Genomic DNA, 20,134 nt, shown 5'->3' with positions numbered 1-20,134 from the left:
AAGACAAATAATGATTACATTCCAAACCAACCCTACACTATGTCAGATAACCTGTCTCCAGGATAAGACTGCAAAAGGAAATGGGGGGCCGGATGCATTTGTTTAATCAATGAACGGTACCTGAGAACAAAGCAGGGATTCGGTTGTCGGATTGCCAGAGTTTCCATTAAAATGGATCGGATCGATTTAAGCACACAAAGGGGGAAGTGCTTAGTTATTATGAAACCTAAATTACGAATGATGAAAATGCATTGGGTAGGGGCAGCAGTACTGTTGTCACTTTATACGTCATCAGGCTGGGCCTTTTCTATCGACGATGTCGCAAAACAGGCGCAATCCCTGGCTGGCAAGAGCTATGAAGCACCCAAAAGCAATCTGCCCTCGCTGTTCCGCGACATGAAGTATGCGGACTATCAACAAATTCAGTTCAACCATGATAAAGCTTACTGGAACAAGACCAACACACCGTTCAAGCTTGAGTTCTATCATCAGGGGATGTACTTCGACACGCCGGTAACCATCAACGAAGTGACCGCGACCGCCGTGCATCAGATTAAGTACAGCCCGGATTACTTCAACTTCGGCAACATTCAGCACGACAAAGATACCGTTAAGGATCTCGGCTTTGCCGGTTTCAAAGTGCTTTACCCCATCAATAGCAAAGATAAAAACGACGAAATCGTCAGCATGCTGGGCGCGAGCTACTTCCGCGTGATTGGCGCGGGCCAGGTCTATGGTCTCTCCGCGCGCGGGCTGGCGATCGATACGGCGCTCCCTTCCGGCGAAGAGTTCCCGCGCTTTAAGGAGTTCTGGATTGAGCGTCCGAAACCGACCGACAAGCGTCTGACCATCTATGCGCTGCTCGACTCCCCGCGTGCTACCGGCGCCTACCGTTTTGTCATTATTCCGGGCCGCGACAGCGTGGTTGATGTCCAGTCTAAAGTCTATCTGCGTGACAAAGTGGGCAAACTGGGCGTTGCGCCGCTGACCAGTATGTTCCTGTTCGGGCCGTCTCAGCCCTCGCCGGCAATCAACTACCGTCCTGAGCTGCATGACTCCAACGGTCTGTCGATGCTGGCCGGCAACGGCGAGTGGATCTGGCGTCCGCTGAACAACCCGAAACACCTGGCCGTCAGCAGCTATGCGATGGAAAACCCGCAGGGTTTCGGTCTGCTGCAGCGTGGCCGTGAGTTCTCCCGTTTCGAAGATATCGATGACCGCTACGACCAGCGCCCGAGCGCGTGGGTCACGCCGAAAGGCGAGTGGGGCAAAGGGAAAGTCGAGCTGGTGGAAATCCCGACCAACGACGAAACCAACGACAACATCGTTGCCTACTGGACACCGGATCAGCTGCCGGAGCCGGGCAAAGAGATGAACTTCAAGTACACCATCACCTTTAGCCGTGACGAAGATAAACTGCATGCGCCGGATAATGCCTGGGTTAAGCAGACTCGTCGTTCAACGGGTGATGTGAAGCAGTCCAACCTTATCCGCCAGCCGGACGGTACCATCGCGTTCGTGATCGACTTTACCGGCCAGGATATGAAAAAACTGCCGCAGGATACGCCGGTAACGGCGCAGGCGAGCATTGGCGATAACGGTGAGATCGTTGAAAACGCCGTTCGCTATAATCCAGTGACCCAAGGTTGGCGTTTGACGCTGCGCGTGAAGGTCAAAGATCCGAAGAAAACCACGGATATGCGCGCGGCGCTGGTCAACGCCGATCAGCCCCTGAGTGAAACCTGGAGCTATCAGCTACCTGCCAATGAATAAGATAACTGAGTATATCGACGCGCTGCCGCTCCCCGAGGAGCGGAAAGCAGCGCTGCCGACGGATTCGATTCGCGGCGTGCATGAAGCGCTGGACGCGGAGCACACGGACTGGAAGCGTGAAGATGACACGCCGCTGGGATCGGTGACCGCGCGGCTGGAAAACAGCTGGCCGGATTCGCTGGCGCAAGGGCAACTGGCGAAGGACGACGAGGGACGCGCGCAGCTGCAGGCGATGCCGAAAGCCAAACGCTCCTCGATGTTCCCGGATCCCTGGCGCACCAACCCCCTGGGGCGCTTCTGGGATCGCCTGCGCGGTCGTGAGGTTCTGCCGCGCTATATGTCGCGTCTGACCAAAGAGGAGCAGGTTCGCGAGGAGAAGTGGCGTACCGTTGGCTCTATCCGTCGCTATATCCTGCTCGTGCTGACGATTGCGCAGACGGTGGTTGCGACCTGGTACATGAAAACCATCCTGCCTTATCAGGGCTGGGCGCTGATCAACCCTGCCGATATGGCAGGCCAGGATCTGTGGGTCTCCTTTATGCAGCTCCTGCCTTACGTGTTGCAGACCGGGATCCTGATCCTCTTCGCCGTCCTCTTCTGCTGGGTCTCCGCTGGCTTCTGGACGGCGTTGATGGGCTTCCTGCAACTGCTGATTGGGCGCGATAAATACAGTATTTCCGCCTCGACGGTGGGCGATGAACCGCTGAACCCGGAACATCGCACGGCGCTGATCATGCCTATCTGTAACGAAGACGTCGATCGCGTCTTCGCGGGCCTGCGCGCCACCTGGGAGTCGGTGAAAGCCACCGGGCAGCAGAAGCACTTCGACGTCTATATCCTGAGCGATAGCTACAATCCGGATATCTGCGTCGCCGAGCAAAAAGCCTGGATGGAGCTGATTGCCGAAGTGCAGGGCGAAGGGCAGATCTTCTACCGCCGTCGCCGTCGTCGCGTGAAACGTAAGAGCGGCAACATCGATGACTTCTGCCGTCGCTGGGGCAGCCAGTACAGCTACATGGTGGTGCTGGATGCAGACTCAGTGATGACCGGTGACTGCCTGACCGGGCTGGTGCGCCTGATGGAAGCCAATCCGAACGCCGGTATTATCCAGTCTTCGCCGCGCGCGTCCGGCATGGACACGCTCTATGCGCGCTGCCAGCAGTTTGCTACCCGCGTCTATGGCCCGCTCTTTACCGCCGGTCTGCACTTCTGGCAGTTGGGGGAGTCCCACTACTGGGGCCACAACGCGATTATCCGCGTGCAGCCGTTTATCGAGCACTGTGCGCTGGCACCGCTGCCGGGCGAAGGCTCGTTTGCAGGCTCCATCCTCTCCCACGACTTTGTGGAAGCTGCGCTGATGCGCCGCGCCGGTTGGGGTGTGTGGATTGCTTACGATCTGCCTGGTTCTTATGAAGAGCTGCCGCCGAACCTGCTTGATGAGCTGAAACGCGACCGCCGCTGGTGTCACGGCAACCTGATGAACTTCCGTCTGTTCCTCGTGAAAGGAATGCATCCGGTTCACCGCGCGGTGTTCCTGACCGGCGTGATGTCCTATCTCTCGGCACCGCTGTGGTTTATGTTCCTCGCGCTCTCAACGGCGCTACAGGTGGTGCATGCGCTGACCGAGCCGCAGTACTTCCTGCAGCCGCGCCAGCTCTTCCCGGTCTGGCCGCAGTGGCGTCCGGAACTGGCTATCGCGCTGTTTGCCTCGACCATGGTGCTGCTCTTCCTGCCGAAGCTGCTGAGTATCATCCTTGTCTGGTGCAAAGGGCCGAAAGAGTACGGTGGTTTCTTCCGCGTCACGCTGTCGCTGCTGCTGGAAGTGCTCTTCTCCGTGCTGCTGGCGCCGGTACGTATGCTGTTCCACACGGTGTTCGTGGTCAGTGCGTTCCTCGGCTGGGAAGTGGTATGGAACTCGCCGCAGCGTGATGATGACTCCACCCCGTGGGGTGAAGCCTTTATGCGTCACGGCTCGCAGCTGCTGCTGGGCCTGGTGTGGGCAGTAGGGATGGCGTGGCTGGATCTGCGCTTCCTCTTCTGGCTGGCACCGATCGTCTTCTCGCTGATCCTCTCGCCGTTCGTGTCGGTGATCTCGAGCCGCTCAACGGTCGGTCTGCGCACCAAACGCTGGAAACTGTTCCTGATCCCGGAAGAGTACTCTCCGCCGCAGGTGCTGGTTGATACCGACCGCTATCTGGAGCTGAACCGCTCACGCTCGCTGGAAGATGGGTTTATGCACGCCGTGTTTAACCCCTCCTTCAACGCGCTGGCGACAGCGATGGCGACCGCGCGTCACCGTGCCAGTAACGTGCTGGAGATTGCCCGCGACCGTCACGTTGAGCAGGCGCTGAATGAAACGCCTGAGAAGCTCAACCGCGATCGTCGTCTGGTGCTGTTAAGCGACCCGGTTACGCTCTCACGCCTGCACTATCGCGTCTGGGAATCACCAGAGCGCTATTTGTCCTGGGTGAAGCACTACGAAACGTTGTCGCTTAATCCACTGGCGCTGAAGGCGAAATAAGCCATCATTAAGAAAATACCGGCATTAGCCGGTATTTTTTTATCTGCATAATCAGAAGGGGAACGCGGTGAGAGTGATGCTGGTGGTACTCATGGTGTGCGTGTTAAGCGGCTGCGGCAGTATTGTCAGCCGGACGATCCCAGGCCAGGGCCACGGGAATCAGTACTACCCCGGCGTGCAGTGGGACGTACGTGACTCCTCATGGCGTTTCCTGACCGTGCTGGATCTGCCGCTCTCGCTGGTGTTCGACACCCTGCTACTGCCGATAGACGCCCAGCACGGCCCCTACGAGTAATTAACGCTCATCCCACTCATCTGCCGCAGCCTGACCCTCTTCGGTATCCAGCGGCGGTTCGAGCTGGAATTCGCCCTCATCCCACTCGTGCAGGGTGTTCTCTTCCAGCCACTCCTGACGGATCTCGATCTCGTCAAAGTCGCCATCAAAGACGCTCTGTGCTGCTTCGCCGCTGTACATCGGCAGGCACTCGCCCGGTTGCTCTTCGTCGGCAAAAAATTCTGCCTGCCAGACGATATCGCCATCCTGCAGCACATACTTCTGGACATTGAACTGTTGCACATTGAGGTCATCTTCATCGACGTCGGGGTTGTTAGCGATAAACGCTTCGCGCGCCGCGTCAATGGCTTCGGCCAGAGTTGTGTAATAGTTCAGTTCAGAATCAGCCATGTAAAACGCTCCTTGATAACGATAGTAGACATGCAGAAATCTATAGTCGCTGGTGATGCCAGCGTCAAACTTCCTCGTCACTTTTATCGCAGCGCAAACTCGCCAGGCTCGCTGCCACGGCGGCGTTATGGCGCTGCAAATGTTCCGGTGTTTTACAGGGCGGCTGCTTCATCACAAACGCGGTACGGCGAGAGGAGAAGTGGAGATCGTCGGCAAAAAAGTTGCCTCTCATCCTGCTAAGCTCCTCCCGGCGATACGCATCCAGGGGACGCCCACGGCGCATCGCCTCCTGCGCCTGCGCTTTTGCCTTGAGCGAATCGGGCAGGGCGGCAGGCGCAATCATCGCGCTGGCATGGCTTACCACCGTCTCAAGAAACGCCTCGCGCGGGATATCAAGCACCGAGTCGACAAGGCCAAGCGCCGCCGCCTGCCTGGCGCTAATCGGCAGGCAATTCTCACTCAGCGCTACCGCCGCTTCAGCCTCTGCGCGCCAGGGTAGGGTTAAGGTCCAGAACTCCGACCCGTGCAGCCCCATGGTTTTGTAATGCGGATTAATCACCACGCCCGCCCGCATAAAGACCCGATCGGCCGCCAGCATCAGCATTGCACCGCCCGCGCCGGCATTAGCATTGACCGCGCTTATTACCAGCTTGTCGCGACAGGTGAGGATCGCTTCGGCAAAGTCATCGATCGCGTTGATCGATGCCCACCCCTCTTCAGCAGGGTTATCCGCCACATGAATGGAGTTAAGCTCAATGCCGTTTGACCAGAAATCATCTCCCCCGGCCAGCACGATGGCATCCACGCTGCTATCTCCGGCAGCGCGCACAAAGAGCGTGGTGAGGATCTGCGAGTCATGGACGGTAAACGCGCCGTTGAGCAGCGGGAAGTGAAGAATGGCGACACGCCCGCGCGTCTCAAGCCAGGGCTTGTTGGGGTGCTGCGCATCGAGTACCGGCAGCGAAGCGCACGCTGCGAGTTCGTCCCGCAGCGCTACAGCGGCGGGAAGTTTGACCTGCGCACAGGCGTGCTTGTCACTGCGGCGCAGGTGACCGATCCACAGCGCGCCATCGAGGGTGGCCACACAGAGCGCATCGCCGTCGCGGGCGAAAATCTCCCCGACGTGCCCACGTCGGCTGGCGACAGTAGCCTCAGCCTGCCAGGCGTTGAACACCCGCACCGGCACGCCTGCTAACTGCGTCGGCGCACCGGGCAGGCTGTCGCTGGCGCGGATTTTACGCAGCAGCAGGTCGGTGGGATCGCGCTGCCAGTCAAGGGTGCGCGCGCTTAACGGCAGTGCGGCTCTCTCACGGCCGCGCGTGGTGGCGCGGTCATAATCAAGGGGATCGCCATGCTGCTGGCCTTGCTGTAACTTCGCGATCAGCTCCCACAAACAGGCAACGGCAGCATCGGTAACCAGGTGGCGGTAAATACGGCTTTTCGCCATCGGCGGCAGGGGGAAGGTACGCGTCGCCCAGATGTCGCCCGCATCCATCACCGCGTTGGCTTCCAGCAGGGTTACACCCCATTCGAGCCACCCTTCAAGGATCGCCCAGTCAAGGGAGCTGGGGCCGCGGTCGCCAACAATACCCGGGTGCAGAATAAAGCATCGGAAGTGTTGCCAGACGCAGTCAGGGATAGCCCGTTTCAGAAACGGTGCGACGATAATGTCTGGCGGGTTCGCCGCAAGCCGCTGTTCAAGCGCGTCATCGCCGGTAAACACCTCAACGGTGACCTGATGACCGGCATCGGTGAGTTCGACAAAAAAACGTTGTGACAGGCCATTAAAGGCGCTGCAAAGCAGAAAAATATGCATGACTTTCCATCCTGGAAAAGGTATTCCGGTAGGGGATTACTCACCCACTATTTTTTTTCAGGCCTCGGGATAAAACAAGCAGAGCGGCGGTGATGCTGCCAGGCAACTTCTCACCCTGGCGTGAAAACTCTGAATCTGGCCTGTCGCATTCAGCTTCACATGCGGAGCAGGCTCCGCATGTGAAGAGAGAATTACGATTTCTTCTCTGTGCTATCGTAGACCTTCTCGCCGGCAAACCAGGTCTCGGCAATTTTCCAGTTACGGATATCCTGCGGCACCGGATCCTTGATTTTGCCGTCAACAATGGCGAAATCAGCCCACTTACCGACGGTAATCGAGCCAATCTCTTTATCCCAGCCGCTGATTTTTGCCGGTGCCATGGTGTAGGCATAGAGCGCTTCGTCAAAGGTGAGGGCGTTTTCGCCATACCACACTTTGCCCTCTTTCAGGCGTAACACGGCATCACCCAGCTGCGTCATTGGATTCTCTTTTGCCGTTGGCCAGTCGCTACCGAATACCAGGTTGCCGCCCGCCGTCAACAGCGATTGCCAGGCGTAACCGCGCTTCAGGCGCTCATTCCCCAGACGTGTCTCAAGGTAGTTAGGCGCAATGGCATGATCGGGCTGCATCGACGGCACAATGCCGTTCTGCGCAAACTTCTCGATATTGGCGTACTTCGTCAGCTCAATATGTTCGATACGGTTAATTTTATCCTTGCCCTGCGGGCTGTTGCGAAACGCCTCCAGCGCCATGGTCACGGCATTATCGCCGATGGCATGAACGGCAACCGGGAAGCCATACTGATGAGATCGCTGCACCATCTCGTTCATCTTCTCCTGGGTATAGAGCGGGGTGCCGAAGTAGTGATCGTGGCGATCGGAGTAGTGCTCATGCAGGGCGGCGGTGTGGTTCATCAGGGTGCCGTCCATAAAATATTTATGGTAGCCATAGCGGAACTGCGGCCCTTTACCGATCGCTTTCTCTTTGTCGGCGGCAAAAGCATTCATCTCTTTCTGCTTATCGGCCTGCGCCTTCCAGGCTTGTTCACCACTGTTCTTTTCACTGGTATCCACCATATAGCCGAACCAGATGCGCATCGGGAAGCCGCCTTTTTTCAGCATATCGGTGTAGATGTCTCCCGAGTTGGTCCACATATCATGGGCACCGGTGACGCCGAGGCTGTTGAAATGCGCCATCACTTTGCGCAAGCCCTCACTTTTATCCCCCTGGGCGGCAATCACTTTTGGCGAGCGGTTGTAGATATCCAGGGCGTTCTCCAGCAGGATACCGGTCGCTTTGCCATTTTTATCCCGCTGAATGGTTCCGCCGACCGGGTCGGGCGTCTTATCGGTGATCTCCAGCTCTTCCAGCGCTTTGCTGTTCAGCCACATGGTGTGGTAATCGACATCCACCAGTGCGACCGGGTTATCAGGCGCGACTTTGTCGAGTTCGGCTGCCGTGGGTAGCGTTTTCTCTGCGGTTAAGGTGGCGTCCCAGCGTCCGCCGAAAATCCAGCTACCTTTCGGCTGGGCATCCACTTTTTCCTTGATCATCTTCAGCCACGTCTGTTTGCTGCTGACGCCAAACAGGTCGACCCCGTTAATGAGATCAATCCCGGCAATCAGGTGCGTGTGGGCATCAATCAGCCCTGGGATCACCGTTTTACCCTTAGCGTCGATCATTTTCGTCTTATCGCTTTGCAGCAGCTTGATATAGTGCGGGCTGCCCACCGCGATAAATTTGCCATCTTTAATCGCCAGCGCCTGCGCGCGCGGTTTGGCGGCATCGGAAGTGCGGATATCGGCATTCATAATAATGATATCGGCAGGGGTCGGCCGGTCATTGGGATCGTTAGGTACATCCTTTGCCGCTGTAGCGTTAAGTGAGGTGCTAATTAATGCCGATAACAGACTCACTTTGATAATTTTCTGTAGCGTACCCGAAGGTTTAAATAAACCCATATCGCGTTCTCCATTTAAAAGGCGGGAATAATAACGTTCGCCGCGATAATAAGCAGAAGCGGATAACGATACAAATGCGCTACACGCAAAATAACCGCAGCAATAGGGTTTTGTGGCAATAATAAAACTTTCCTGCTGGCAAAAAGTTCTGTTTATGCAACAGATGACGTTTATTTAAAGATAAATCATGAACGCTTGCTTAAAGTGTTATTTGTTTACTTATAAGTAAAAGCTTAAGCGATGCGGTTTATTGACAATTAATAACGTCATTTGACGCTATTTAGTTATTTGCTTTTCATTTTGTAATTATCTTTATTGGCATGTTAATAGCGCCTTATTAACCCTCTGCAAGAGCGGGTTAAAAGTGACCCACATCAATGTGTTGTAATAAGAAAGCCCTTAAACCTGTTCCTGCGGAGTGAGCAGCGGATGCCCTGGCGTCGGGCTCATCACAATAATGAGAAGAGGTAAGGACGCAACCAGCATGAAAAAAAGCGATCTGATTATTGAAAATAAAGCGCTCTGCGCATTTGTCGCCGCTGCGGAAACGGGAAGTTTTCTGCAGGCGGGGCAACGGATGAATCGCTCGAAATCAACAATTAGCCGCTGGATAAAAGAGCTGGAAGATATTCTCGGCTACCCCTTATTTCACACCCGTGGTAATGGATCGGTGGTCAAAATTAATAGCAACGGCAAGCGACTGTTGCCAAAAGCACAATCAATGGTAAATAGCTGGCAGCGGCTGGAGGCCTTCTCCTTATCATTACAAACACGCCGCGAACCGGAGATAGTGAGGCTGGCCTTTAATGAACTGATCCCGCAAGAGGTGGTGGCCGATATTTTGCTCGCCGTGAAGGCGGCCTATCCGCAGATGCTGCTCCACGTTATCCATACCGATCTATATGACACCGAGGCGAGCCTGCGTGCTAAGCGCGTCGACTACGTGCTGGGGCTGCATTTGCCGGTCATGCCTTGCGGGCTGCAGGGCTGCGTGGTGGGCGATCTGCAAACCATGCTTATTGCCCATCCTCAGCACTGGCTGGCGCAGCAGCGCCATATCGATGCCTTTCAACTGGATGGTGAGACGCTCATCTATCCCGCCTTTCCGGATGAAAATAATGACCATCGCTATCCGCTGCACGCCCCGGCGGAAGCGATGCTGGTAACGGATTACACATTGAGCGCGACGCTGGCGAAAAAGGGGCTGGGCATCGCCTGCGTGCCGGATCATATTGCGCGCCCGGAGCTGTTGGCGAAGCGAGCGGTCGCCCTTGATGTCAATAATGATGAATTTAATAACCTGCACTCGCTGATGTTATTCTGGCGCGAAAACGAGGATGACGCGGCGCTGCGTTCGCTGATTGTTAGCAGCTTAAAAGAGTGGTTCGGTTATTGTTAAAGGCAGCCGGATTTATTCTGCCGCCAGGCAGACGATTCTGCGCGGGAGAACATTTTGCTTTTGAGATTTGCCTGAGGGTTATGCAAAAAAGCGGAAATGTAACGTCAGCGTTATATTTTCTGGCGCAGCGGTTTATAATCACCGCTTGCAAAGGTTACCCCTAATCTGAGTCGGGTGTGCCACACGCGTCGTTAGCGAATTATTTATCTAAGGGATGGAGAAAAGGTGTCAGTGACGATGATTTCGCGCGCAGGAGCAAGGCTGTGAAAGGGATCGCAAAACGTCTGCGCGGGGCCGCGCTTATGCTCTGCTGCTTACTCTCCGGCTGCGGCTTACCGCCCGCTATCCCGATTCTGGGCGCGTCATTTCCCGCCTGGTTCTTCTGTTTTCTCGCCGCCGCGCTGCTGCTTATTCCGTGTCATCTGCTGATTGTGCGTAAAGGCTGGCAGGCGCGTTTTTCGCCGCTGGTTATAAGCTATCTGGCTCTGCTGTTTCTCTTTGCCGCGCTTTTCTGGTTCTTACTTTTTTAGATATGAAGGCCTATGACTGATTCCAGCTCAACGCTGTTACGGAAAAAGTGGCCGCTGCTGCTCATCGTGATTGGCGCTATCGTGGCGCTGATTGCGGTGATCTGGCATCTGCAGACTTCTCCGCAAACCAACGATGCCTATGTCTACACCGATACGATCGATGTCGTGCCGGAAGTGACGGGGCGCATTGTCGAGATGCCTGTGCGCGACAACCAGCGCGTGAAAAAAGGCGATCTGCTGTTCCGCATCGATCCGCGACCTTACCAGGCGATGCTGGCGGATGCGAAATCGCGGCTGGCGGCGCTCGATGCGCAAATCACCCTGACCGGGCGCACCATCAAAGCGCAGGAGTATAACGCGCAGTCTGTTGCCGCCGCGGTGGCGCGCTCGCAGGCGCTGGTCGATCAGACCCGCTCAACGCGCAGCCGGCTGGAGCCGCTGGTGCCGCAAGGGTTCGCTTCGCAGGAGGAGCTGGATCAGGCGCGCACGGCAGAGAAAGCCGCCCGCTCTGAGCTGGCCGCGATCCAACTTCAGGCCAGCCAGGCAGCCTCCGCCGTGCTCGGCGTCGATGCGATGGTGGCCCAGCGGGAAGGGGCGCTGGCGCAGATTGCGCTGGCAGAGCTGCATCTGGAGTTTACCGAGGTGCGCGCGCCCTTTAACGGTGTGGTAGTGGCGCTGAAAACCACGGTCGGCCAGTACGCCTCGGCGTTAAAACCGGTCTTTACGCTGATGGATGACGACCGCTGGTATGTGGTGGCCAATTTCCGCGAAACGGATCTACAAGGCATTCGCGCCGGGACACCAGCGGAGATCACCGTGATGACCGACCACAGCCAGCGCTTTAGTGGCCGCGTCGAGTCGGTCGGCTTTGGTGTGCTGCCGGAGGGCGGAACGGTGATTGGCGGTTTACCGATTGTGCCGAAAAGCATTAACTGGGTGCATGTCTCGCAGCGCTTCCCGGTAAAAATCGCCGTGGAGCACCCCGATCCGGCGCTGTTCCGCATGGGCGCTTCCGCAAGCGTTACCCTTAAACCGCAGTGAGCATTGGGATGGAGCGCGCCTGGGGTTATCTGCAAAAAGAGCTGCGCGCCACGCCGGGGCGGGGCAACTACACCCTGCGTATGACAATCAGCTGCGCGATCCTGATTACGCTGTTTATGAGCCTGCAGATCCCCTTTCTGGCAATAGCCCTGATTGTCGTTTTCTATGTCAGCCAGCCCAACGTAGTGATGATTTCGCTGGTCAGCGTCGCCTTTATGCTGGTGGTGACGCTGGTACTGGGCGGCGTGCTGCTGATTATCAAGTGGACCTATGACTATCCGCTGGTGCGCCTTGTCGCCTCGGTGCTGCTCTTCTCCCTTGCCGTCTATCTGATGCGCATTATGGGCAAGCTGGGGCTGGCCTTTTTTGTCGTGGCGCTGGCGGTGATCTATGCGCAAACTTTTCCCTCCATGACCGGGCAGAGCGAGATCCTCGTGCGCCTGCTGCTGTGGCTGTGGGTGGCGATCAACAGCGCCATTGTGGTGACGCTGCTGGTCAATGCCTGTTTTGCGCAGGCGTTTCCTGGCTGGCAGTTCAAAAGCGCGCTCGCCGCGATGCTGCGCCAGACGGCGACCTGCCTGACGCAAACCGATGCTGACTCCCTCGAACAGACCCGCCCCACCTTTAGCGCCATTGCCCGCCAGGTTGCGCAACTGCACACGCTGTTTAAGCTGGCGCGGCTCTCCAGCACGGAAATTGCTGATAATCAGCAGAAGTGGCAGAGCGTGATGGCGTTTACGCTACGCAGCTATCAACTGATTGCGCTGTTGCAACCCGGTGCGGACGATACGGCGCGGCGGCCGCTTGCCGATGCGCTGTTTGCACTGGCGCAGCAGGTGGAGGAGGGCAACCTGCCGGCAGTGCAAGAGAGTGGAGATCCCGTTGACAGTAAGCATGATGTGATTGTGCGCGAGATTGCCGCGCTGCTGGCCTCGCTTCAGCGCGGAGAAAGCATTGCCTTGCCGCCCGGTGAGGGGGAGAAGATAGCCTTAATGCCGCCGGATGCCTGGCGCAACCCGGCCTATCTGCACTTCACTTTGAAAACCGTGCTGGCCACGCTGCTCTGCTACGTCTTCTATACCGCAACGGACTGGCAGGGCATCCACACCATTATGCTGAGCTGCGTGATTGTGGCGCAGCCGGGGCTTGGCGCGACGATGCAGAAGATCGCGCTGCGTATTGGCGGCGCATTGCTGGCAACCCTGCTGGCGCTGCTGCTGATTATCTTCATTCAACCGTGGACGGAGTCGCTGGTTGGCCTGCTGGGGATGGCGTTGCCGGTAATGGCGCTGGCAGCCTGGCTGGCGGGCGGTTCTGAGCGCATTGCTTATGCCGGGATCCAGCTGGGTTTTACCTTTGCGCTGGCCTTTTTAAGCTGGTTTGGCCCGCTCACCAACTTAACCGAGCTGCGCGACCGGGTGATCGGCATCCTGCTCGGCGTGCTGGTCTCGTCGCTGATCCATCTCTATTTATGGCCGGACAGCGAAGCGCCACAGCTCAAAGCCAGCCTCGCGCGCCTCTACCGGCGTATTGCGGACCTGCTGCGGGCGAAAGATCGCGAGTCCACGACACCGGCGCTGTTTGCCAGCCTGACCGAGAGCGATGCGCTGCTCAATCGCGTTGCCGCCGAGCCGCTCAACACCTGGGCGCATCCCCATGCAGAAGCGAAAGCCTGGCCGCGCGGCAAGACCTTTGCCAGCGCGCAGGAGCTGGTGCGCCTGAGCGAAGGCTATCGCCTCTATGCCGCAGCGGACGATCCCTTTTTGCCCCGCTGCGCGGAGTATGTTGAGGCCTACGCCGCGACTATCGATCATGCGCAGCCGAAGCCGGATCTGAAGGCACTGCGCGCCGATGCAGCAAACCCCTATGGCCCGCCGCTGATGCAGGTGCTCTCCAGCCTGCCGGCGTGGTCATCCCCCTTTTCACTGAGTTCGCGACAGGCAGAGTAAGGTATGCGCGCAAAAATGATCTCTTCGCGTTTTCGCTGCGGCACGCTGGCCGCATTTGGCCTGCTGCTGTTATCGGGTTGTGCGCTGGTGCAGGACGATCCGGGGCAGGTGACGATCGTCAACCCGCAGAAGGCGCAACTGGCGCAGGCGATCCATCTGGCAAATAGTGGCTGGCCCGCGGCACGCTGGTGGGAAAACTATCACGATCGCCAGCTAACCATGCTGGTCAACCGCGCGTTGCAAAACTCGCCTACCATGCAGGCGGCGCGCCTGCGCGTCGGGCAGTCGCAGTCAACGGTGGCGCTGGCGCAGTCGGCAATGGGCGTGCAGGCTGGGGCCGTTGCCGCGCAAAACTATATGCGCGTGTCGGACAGGGATGCGAAAGCGACCTGGCCCTACGCCTATTCGCTGCCGGTCGATAAACAGGGCCCGTGGTACACGCTGAATACGGTGGGCGTGGGCGCGTCGCTCAATCTCGATCTCTGGGGCTCGGATCGCGCGCGCGTGGCAGCCGCGATTGGTGAGCAGAATGCGAGGCTTGCCGAGACGGCGGCGATTGAGCTGGATATCGCCAGCAGTGTTGCTCAGCTCTACTTTGCGATGCAGGCGACGTTTGCACGCATCGCCCTGCTCAATGAGCAGCAAGAGATTGCCCGCTTCTCCGAGCAGGCGCATCAGCAGCGTGCGGCGCGCGGGCTGGAGGATAGTGTCGATCTCGCCGGTGCGCAGGCTGAACGGCTGGCGGCGCAGCAACAGCTGGTGGAAGCGAACGGCGCGTTAACGCGCTACCGCGAGACCCTGCGGGCGCTGATTGGCGCGGACGCGCAGAGCATGCCTGACATTCATCCGGTGGCGCTGCCGCAACTTCAACAAACGCTGCCCGCGTCGCTCTCCTTTGAACTGCTGGCGCGCCGCCCCGATCTGCAGGCGCTGCGCGGGTATGTTACTGCCACCATGAGCCAGGTGGACTCAGCGAAGGCGGCGTTTTACCCGCACTTTGATATCAAAGCCTTCTGGGGTTACAACGCTTTTGATGTCGGCGATCTCTTCCGCTACTCCTTCCAGCAGCTCAATATTCTGCCTGCACTCACGTTGCCGCTGTTTGACGGCGGGCGGTTAAATGCCCACCTGAAATCAGTCCGTACCGCCAGTAACATCCTGATCAAACAGTACAACCAGGCGGTGCTCGACGCGGTGCGCGATGTGGCGATCACCTCCAGCCAGCTTAACGATCTCAACCAGATGGTGGCGATGCAGCAGGAGAAGGTGCGCGCGGCGATGACGGCAACCAACAGCGCCGCAGCCCATTACCAGCGCGGGCTGCTGAGCCGCTTCAGGGCGCAGGAGGCACGTCGTTTAGCGCTGGCGCAACAGCTTCTGCTGCTCGATATGCAGGCGCAGCAGCTCAGCACCGATATCACACTGATTAAAGCGCTGGGCGGCGGTTACCGTAACGAGAACGAAAAGGGTGAAGAGAAGCCGTAACAGAGGCGGCTCCGCCCGTGGTTTACAGGCGGAGCGGGGCGGTTAGTAGCGGGAAGGCACGCCCTGCGGGCGGGTTTTGAAGCGGCGATGCAGCCACATATATTGCTCAGGCGCCATCATAATGCAGCGCTCCACCACTTTGTTCATCCACGCGGCGGTGGTTTCGGCATCGTCCAGCGGCGGTGAGCACTCCGGCTCAAGCATAATCAGCTCATACCCTTTACCGGCGGGTTTGCGGCGCGGCACAAACGGCACCACGCAGGCCTGCGACATGCGCGCCAGCATCCAGGTGCCGGAGGTGGAGGCAGCCTGCTCGACGGCGAAGAAGGGGACAAAGACGCTAGCGCGCGGGCCGTAGTCGTGATCCGGCGCGTACCACACCACTTCACCCGCTTTCAGTGCGCGGATCATCCCTTTCAGATCTTTACGGTCAATCATGCTTTTATTGGAGCGCATGCGCCCCCAGGTTTGCAGCAGATCGATAACCGGGTTGTCATTCGGGCGGTAGACGCCGATGCCCGGCTCGTTCAGACCAAACATCCGCGCGCCAATCTCCAGCGTCAGGAAGTGCACGCCAATCAGCAGAATGCCGCGGCCCTGCGCCTGTACGTTACGCACATGTTCGAAATGGGAGACATCCATCCAGCGGCGCATGCGGCGATCGGACCAGAACCAGGCCATGCCGGTTTCAATTAGCCCCATGCCGACGGATTCAAAATTCTTCGCCACCATTTTCTGCCGCTCCTCCTCGCTCATCTGCGGGAAGCAGAGCGTCAGGTTGCGGTGCGCAATGTGCGCGCGGCGTTTCATCACGCGCTGTGCAAGGTGGCCGAGCGCGCAGCCTAAGCGGTAAAGCAGCGGATAGGGAAGTTGAACCACCAACCACAGCACGCCGATCCCGAACCAGGTTGCCCAGTAGCGGGGGTGCAGCAGCGATGCCGAAAATTTGGGTAAATGCGTCATGACTGTCCTGTGTATAGCTACAATGGCCTGTATTCTCGCACTTTTTTTGTAATTCGCAAAAACCAGGGGGTAGAGCCGCGTTCCATAAGCGCAACGCGCATTACAGTGTGAAATGAATGGGTTGAAATGTAGCGCAAAATGTGGGGATGTAAATTAACACTATTTGCTTTATGATGCCGCCCGTTTTTCACTCTCCACTCTGCAGGATACGTACACCATGCCAGTGTTACACAACCGCATCTCCAATGATGAACTGAAAGCCCGCATGCTCGCCGAAACCGAGCCGCGCGTCACCGTCTCGTTTTACAAATACTTCACTATTGTGAACCCGCAGGCGACGCGCGATGCGCTCTACCAGACCCTGTCGCAGCTGAGCGTTTTTGGGCGTATCTACCTCGCCCATGAAGGGATCAATGCGCAGATCAGCGTGCCGCAGAGCAAATTCGAGGCGTTTCGCGAAGCACTCTATACCTTCGATCCGGCGCTGGATGGGCTGCGTCTGAATATCGCCATTGATGATGACGGTAAATCCTTCTGGGTGCTGCGCATGAAGGTGCGCGACCGCATCGTGGCGGACGGCATTGAGGATGAGACTTTTGATGCCAGCGATGTTGGGGATTACCTGAAAGCGGCGGAAGTGAACGCCATGCTTGACGATCCTGACGCGGTGTTTATCGATATGCGCAACCACTACGAATATGAAGTGGGCCACTTCGACGGTGCGATGGAAATTCCGGCCGATACCTTCCGCGAGCAGTTGCCGAAAGCGGTTGAGATGATGCAGGAACACAAAGATAAAAAGATTGTCATGTACTGCACCGGCGGCATTCGCTGCGAGAAAGCGAGCGCCTGGATGAAGCATAACGGCTTCAACAAAGTGTGGCATATCGAAGGCGGTATTATTGAGTACGCCCGCCGCGCCCGCGAGCAGGGTCTGCCGGTGCGCTTTATCGGCAAAAACTTTGTTTTCGACGAGCGTATGGGCGAGCGCATCTCTGATGATGTGATTGCGCACTGCCACCAGTGTGGCATGCCGTGCGATGCCCACACCAACTGCCTGAACGATGGCTGTCACCTGCTGTTTATTCAGTGCCCGAGTTGTGCTGAGAAGTTCGACGGCTGCTGCAGCGAGTTGTGCAAAGAGGAGCGCGCGCTGCCGGAAGAGGAGCAGCGTAAACGCCGCGCCGGGCGCGAGAATGGCAATAAGATCTTCAATAAATCGCGTGGTCGCCTGAACACCAAACTGGGCATTCCGGACCCGGAATAATGCAGAAGGAGAGGGGAACCCCTCTCCTTTTTTTACGCCTGCTTACTTCTGGCGCACACCTTCAACCGAAATAATCAGCTCAACATCCTGCGATGCCGGGCCGAGATCGGTGGTGATGTTAAAGTCTTTCAGCTTGATCTTGCCGGAGGCTTCAAAGCCTGCGCGCACGCCGCCCCACGGGTCATTGCCCTGGCCCAGCAGTTTCGCTTCCAGCTCAACCGGTTTGGTGACGCCGTTCAGGGTCAGGTTGCCGGTAATATCCAGTTCATCACCATCCTTTTTCACCGACGTTGAGGTGAAGGTCGCTTTCGGGAACTTCGCCACGTTGAGGAACTCTGCGCTGCGCAGGTGTTTATCACGCTCGGCGTGGTTGGTGTCGACACTGTTGGTATTGATGGTGACATTCACTTTGTCGGCCGCCGGGTTGGCCTCATCAAAGGTAAAGCTACCGTCGAAGTCCTTAAACGTACCGTATAACCAGCTGTAACCAAGGTGCTGGATACGGAAGTTAACGAAGGCGTGCTGGCCCTCTTTATCGATCTTGTAGTCTGCCGCTACAGCAGAACCGGTGGTGAACAGCAGCGAGGCGAGAGCGAGTCCCGGCAGGATCTTCTTCATACTTATGCTCCAGAGTCAGGTGACGATTTTCCCAGCATCCGCTTGAGAGTGGCGTCTTTATCAATGAAATGGTGTTTAAAGGCAGCAAGGCCGTGCAGCACGGAGAGAACCACTACGCTCCAGGCCAGCCACAGGTGAATGGTTCCGGCGAGATCCGCCTGCGAGCCGGCATCGGCAAGCGTGGCAGGGATCTCAAACAGGCCAAAGACGTTAATCGGTTTACCATCGGCGGTGGAGATGAGATAGCCGCTAAAGACGATGCTAAATAACAGCAGGTAGAGAACGATATGGGCAACCACCGCGGCGATGCGCGTGGCGGTGGAGTAGCTTTTCAACGGCGGCGGTGGCGGGGAGATAAAGCGCCAAAGCAGGCGGATCACCAGGCCAAACATCAGCAGAATGCCGATACTTTTATGGATTTCGGGTGCCTGATGATACCAGCCATCGTAATAGCTGAGCGTGACCATCCATAACCCTAAGGCGAACATACCATACACCACGATGGCGACCAGCCAGTGAAGCGTCACGGAAATAAAACCGTAGCGCGCCGGAGAGTTGCGAAATTGCATAACGGGTCATCACTGTTAACCAAAAGTTAATTTAAAATGGCGTCAGTGAGCAAATATTGCAACTCAAAAATAACGAATTGGATTGTTATTTTTTCTATAACATAAATTTTGAATAAGTTTGTTAGTTTATATTCAGGCTATTAGAAGGTTGAAACGTTTAAGGCAGGATTAGCAGCAGGTTGAGCCTGTTGTCATACTTCTGAAGTATTCAAAAATATTGTCTTTAAAAGGTGAATAAATCGCTAAGTGTCAGCTTTTGTAAGCATTTTGGCGTGCATGAGGGTCAGCAAAATTAAAAGAAATCCGACGGGTGAGAATATATGCCGCCATATTTTCACGCAGGTGATTACTTTATTTGCCACCAAAATAAACGGCCCCGAAATAGGGCCGCCGTGAAGTTAACGCGTAAAACGGGCGAGAGAGAAGGGCTGTAGATCGAACTCCAGCGTTTTCTGCTGCGCGAAGGCGCTGGCAATTTCGCCGAGAACCGGGGCAAATTTAAAGCCGTGACCGCTCAGGCCGGTAACCACCAGCGTGTTCGGCGCATCTGGCAGGGTATCGATAATAAAGTCTTCATCTGGCGAGTTGTCGTAGGTGCAGGACGCGCCATACAGGCAGCCGCCAATGCCCGGCAGATGCTGGCGTAAAAAGGAGAAGCACTCCGAGCCGTCGCCGGCTTCTGCGCCAAACGGCGTGCGCTCGTCGGCCGCGTTAATCACCTGTCCGCCGTTATGGCGGCCAATCTTTAACTCATTCTCAACCGCCGGGAAGCCGTAGTAGTGCTCGCCGTTCGGCATCTCACCGGTAAACGCCGGGAAGTTATTTTTCACGCTGTAACGGCCATCGGCCTGGAACCAGGCAAATACTTTGCGCACCGGCTGAATCGGCAGGGTTGGCAGCAGCGTTTTCGCCCAGGTGCCAGCGCTCACCAGCGCTTTTTTGCCGGAGAAGCTCCCTTCCGGGGTATCAATAGTGACGCCATCCTGATGATGGTGCAGGGCGGTCACCGGGCAGTTGAAGAGCTGCGCGCAGCCTGCCTGTTCAGCCAGCTGGACCCAGCTTTTGATCGCCAGTTCACTGTGCAGCACGCCGGAGTCGGCTTCATAGAGACCGATGTAATCATCCGGAACGCGGATCTCCGGCCAGCGGGCCATTAGCGAGGCGGCATCCAGCTTCTCAAGCGTTAGCTTCCACTGTGCGGCACTGGCGGCGACGTTGGCGAGGAAGGAAGAATCAGCCGGGCCAAAATTGATGACGCCAGTGCGCTCAAAAACCGCTTCGCCGGTGAGCGTATTCAGTTCATCCCATAACTGCTGGGCGCGCAGCACCAGCGGAACATATTTCTCGCCTTCGCCGTAGGCGTGGCGGATCAGGCGCGTATTGCCGTGATGGCTGCCTTCACTGTGCGGCGGCATATGCGCATCGGTCATCAGCACCTTAAGCCCGGCGCGCGTGGCGTAGTAGCCTGCTGCTGCGCCAACGGATCCGCTGCCGATAATAATCAGGTCGTATGTCATGGTTCTCTCCAGGCAAATGCGTGTTCAGGAGGGTAAATAA

At 57.1% G+C, this 20,134-nt stretch carries 16 protein-coding genes; 9 read left to right on the top strand and 7 right to left on the bottom strand.

Going from position 1 to position 20,134, the window contains the following annotated elements:
* The first annotated feature begins 237 nt into the window (after positions 1 to 237).
* From mdoG to IAE48_RS21340, 3 genes are all read left to right on the top strand, one after another.
* Positions 238 to 1,773, top strand: coding sequence for a glucans biosynthesis protein MdoG (mdoG, locus tag IAE48_RS21350; protein WP_094420254.1), 1,536 nt, complete (start codon positions 238 to 240; stop codon positions 1,771 to 1,773).
* Entirely contained in the window at positions 1,766 to 4,294 is a 2,529-nt protein-coding gene (gene mdoH / locus IAE48_RS21345; protein ID WP_076769671.1) for a glucans biosynthesis glucosyltransferase MdoH, read from the top strand. Before mdoG ends, mdoH begins: the two co-directional genes overlap by 8 nt.
* A 76-nt stretch (positions 4,295 to 4,370) precedes the next feature.
* The gene (locus IAE48_RS21340; protein ID WP_233631695.1) at positions 4,371 to 4,589 is read left to right on the top strand and encodes a YceK/YidQ family lipoprotein; all 219 of its coding nucleotides are present in this window, start codon (positions 4,371 to 4,373) and stop codon (positions 4,587 to 4,589) included.
* Here IAE48_RS21340 and IAE48_RS21335 read toward each other — a convergent pair whose 3' ends face one another.
* From IAE48_RS21335 to IAE48_RS21325, 3 genes are all read right to left on the bottom strand, one after another.
* The gene (locus tag IAE48_RS21335; RefSeq protein WP_094193033.1) at positions 4,590 to 4,964 is read right to left on the bottom strand and encodes a MysB family protein; all 375 of its coding nucleotides are present in this window, start codon (positions 4,962 to 4,964) and stop codon (positions 4,590 to 4,592) included.
* Positions 4,965 to 5,043: 79 nt separating this feature from the next.
* Complete coding sequence (locus IAE48_RS21330) at positions 5,044 to 6,795, bottom strand: enoyl-CoA hydratase-related protein (RefSeq protein WP_200135521.1); 1,752 nt, start codon at positions 6,793 to 6,795, stop codon at positions 5,044 to 5,046.
* 191 nt (positions 6,796 to 6,986) lie between these two features.
* Positions 6,987 to 8,756 (bottom strand): amidohydrolase, encoded by a 1,770-nt coding sequence (locus IAE48_RS21325; RefSeq protein ID WP_233631694.1) that lies wholly within the window; start codon positions 8,754 to 8,756, stop codon positions 6,987 to 6,989.
* A 484-nt stretch (positions 8,757 to 9,240) separates the two neighbouring features.
* On the opposite strand from IAE48_RS21325, the gene IAE48_RS21320 reads away from it, so the two are divergent.
* From IAE48_RS21320 to IAE48_RS21300, 5 genes are all read left to right on the top strand, one after another.
* Positions 9,241 to 10,155, top strand: a complete 915-nt coding sequence (locus IAE48_RS21320) for a LysR family transcriptional regulator (RefSeq protein ID WP_200135520.1) — start codon at positions 9,241 to 9,243, stop codon at positions 10,153 to 10,155.
* Positions 10,156 to 10,457: 302 nt separating this feature from the next.
* Positions 10,458 to 10,685: a YtcA family lipoprotein gene (locus tag IAE48_RS21315; protein WP_083699469.1), complete on the top strand. Its 228-nt coding sequence runs from the start codon at positions 10,458 to 10,460 to the stop codon at positions 10,683 to 10,685.
* 12 nt (positions 10,686 to 10,697) lie between these two features.
* Entirely contained in the window at positions 10,698 to 11,726 is a 1,029-nt protein-coding gene (gene mdtN / locus IAE48_RS21310; protein WP_076769674.1) for a multidrug transporter subunit MdtN, read from the top strand.
* Positions 11,727 to 11,734: 8 nt separating this feature from the next.
* On the top strand, positions 11,735 to 13,675 hold the full coding sequence (locus IAE48_RS21305; RefSeq protein ID WP_200135519.1) for an FUSC family protein: 1,941 nt from the start codon (positions 11,735 to 11,737) through the stop codon (positions 13,673 to 13,675).
* 3 nt (positions 13,676 to 13,678) lie between these two features.
* The gene (locus IAE48_RS21300; RefSeq protein WP_200135518.1) at positions 13,679 to 15,160 is read left to right on the top strand and encodes an MdtP family multidrug efflux transporter outer membrane subunit; all 1,482 of its coding nucleotides are present in this window, start codon (positions 13,679 to 13,681) and stop codon (positions 15,158 to 15,160) included.
* Between the two features lie 42 nt (positions 15,161 to 15,202).
* Here the strand turns inward: IAE48_RS21300 and IAE48_RS21295 are convergent, their stop codons facing one another.
* Positions 15,203 to 16,123, bottom strand: coding sequence for a Kdo(2)-lipid IV(A) acyltransferase (locus IAE48_RS21295; protein WP_200135517.1), 921 nt, complete (start codon positions 16,121 to 16,123; stop codon positions 15,203 to 15,205).
* A 217-nt stretch (positions 16,124 to 16,340) separates the two neighbouring features.
* On the opposite strand from IAE48_RS21295, the gene IAE48_RS21290 reads away from it, so the two are divergent.
* Positions 16,341 to 17,390, top strand: coding sequence for a rhodanese-related sulfurtransferase (locus tag IAE48_RS21290; protein WP_200135516.1), 1,050 nt, complete (start codon positions 16,341 to 16,343; stop codon positions 17,388 to 17,390).
* 42 nt (positions 17,391 to 17,432) lie between these two features.
* On the opposite strand, the gene IAE48_RS21285 is transcribed toward IAE48_RS21290, so the two are convergent.
* From IAE48_RS21285 to solA, 3 genes are all read right to left on the bottom strand, one after another.
* Positions 17,433 to 18,008, bottom strand: coding sequence for a YceI family protein (locus IAE48_RS21285; protein ID WP_023481320.1), 576 nt, complete (start codon positions 18,006 to 18,008; stop codon positions 17,433 to 17,435).
* Between the two features lie 2 nt (positions 18,009 to 18,010).
* On the bottom strand, positions 18,011 to 18,577 hold the full coding sequence (locus IAE48_RS21280) for a cytochrome b (RefSeq protein WP_094420246.1): 567 nt from the start codon (positions 18,575 to 18,577) through the stop codon (positions 18,011 to 18,013).
* Positions 18,578 to 18,975: 398 nt separating this feature from the next.
* Complete coding sequence (gene solA / locus IAE48_RS21275) at positions 18,976 to 20,094, bottom strand: N-methyl-L-tryptophan oxidase (protein WP_200135515.1); 1,119 nt, start codon at positions 20,092 to 20,094, stop codon at positions 18,976 to 18,978.
* Positions 20,095 to 20,134: the final 40 nt, after the last annotated feature.

The sequence above is a fragment of the Kosakonia sp. S57 genome, assembly GCF_016516575.1.
Classification (GTDB): domain Bacteria; phylum Pseudomonadota; class Gammaproteobacteria; order Enterobacterales; family Enterobacteriaceae; genus Kosakonia; species Kosakonia cowanii.
Note: the sequence above shows the minus strand (reverse complement) of the source record. Positions and strands in the feature narration are given on the sequence as shown.

Excerpts from the sequence above, each read along its gene's own strand:
- IAE48_RS21295 (WP_200135517.1), bottom strand. The coding sequence starts at position 16,123 with ATGACGCATTTACCCAAATTTTCGGCATCGCTGCTGCACCCCCGCTAC.
- mdoG (WP_094420254.1), top strand. The coding sequence starts at position 238 with ATGATGAAAATGCATTGGGTAGGGGCAGCAGTACTGTTGTCACTTTAT.
- solA (WP_200135515.1), bottom strand. The coding sequence starts at position 20,094 with ATGACATACGACCTGATTATTATCGGCAGCGGATCCGTTGGCGCAGCA.
- IAE48_RS21330 (WP_200135521.1), bottom strand. The coding sequence starts at position 6,795 with ATGCATATTTTTCTGCTTTGCAGCGCCTTTAATGGCCTGTCACAACGT.
- IAE48_RS21290 (WP_200135516.1), top strand. The coding sequence starts at position 16,341 with ATGCCAGTGTTACACAACCGCATCTCCAATGATGAACTGAAAGCCCGC.
- IAE48_RS21280 (WP_094420246.1), bottom strand. The coding sequence starts at position 18,577 with ATGCAATTTCGCAACTCTCCGGCGCGCTACGGTTTTATTTCCGTGACG.
- IAE48_RS21305 (WP_200135519.1), top strand. The coding sequence starts at position 11,735 with ATGGAGCGCGCCTGGGGTTATCTGCAAAAAGAGCTGCGCGCCACGCCG.
- IAE48_RS21340 (WP_233631695.1), top strand. The coding sequence starts at position 4,371 with ATGCTGGTGGTACTCATGGTGTGCGTGTTAAGCGGCTGCGGCAGTATT.
- IAE48_RS21300 (WP_200135518.1), top strand. The coding sequence starts at position 13,679 with ATGCGCGCAAAAATGATCTCTTCGCGTTTTCGCTGCGGCACGCTGGCC.
- IAE48_RS21315 (WP_083699469.1), top strand. The coding sequence starts at position 10,458 with ATGCTCTGCTGCTTACTCTCCGGCTGCGGCTTACCGCCCGCTATCCCG.
- IAE48_RS21325 (WP_233631694.1), bottom strand. The coding sequence starts at position 8,756 with ATGGGTTTATTTAAACCTTCGGGTACGCTACAGAAAATTATCAAAGTG.
- IAE48_RS21285 (WP_023481320.1), bottom strand. The coding sequence starts at position 18,008 with ATGAAGAAGATCCTGCCGGGACTCGCTCTCGCCTCGCTGCTGTTCACC.
- mdtN (WP_076769674.1), top strand. The coding sequence starts at position 10,698 with ATGACTGATTCCAGCTCAACGCTGTTACGGAAAAAGTGGCCGCTGCTG.
- IAE48_RS21320 (WP_200135520.1), top strand. The coding sequence starts at position 9,241 with ATGAAAAAAAGCGATCTGATTATTGAAAATAAAGCGCTCTGCGCATTT.
- mdoH (WP_076769671.1), top strand. The coding sequence starts at position 1,766 with ATGAATAAGATAACTGAGTATATCGACGCGCTGCCGCTCCCCGAGGAG.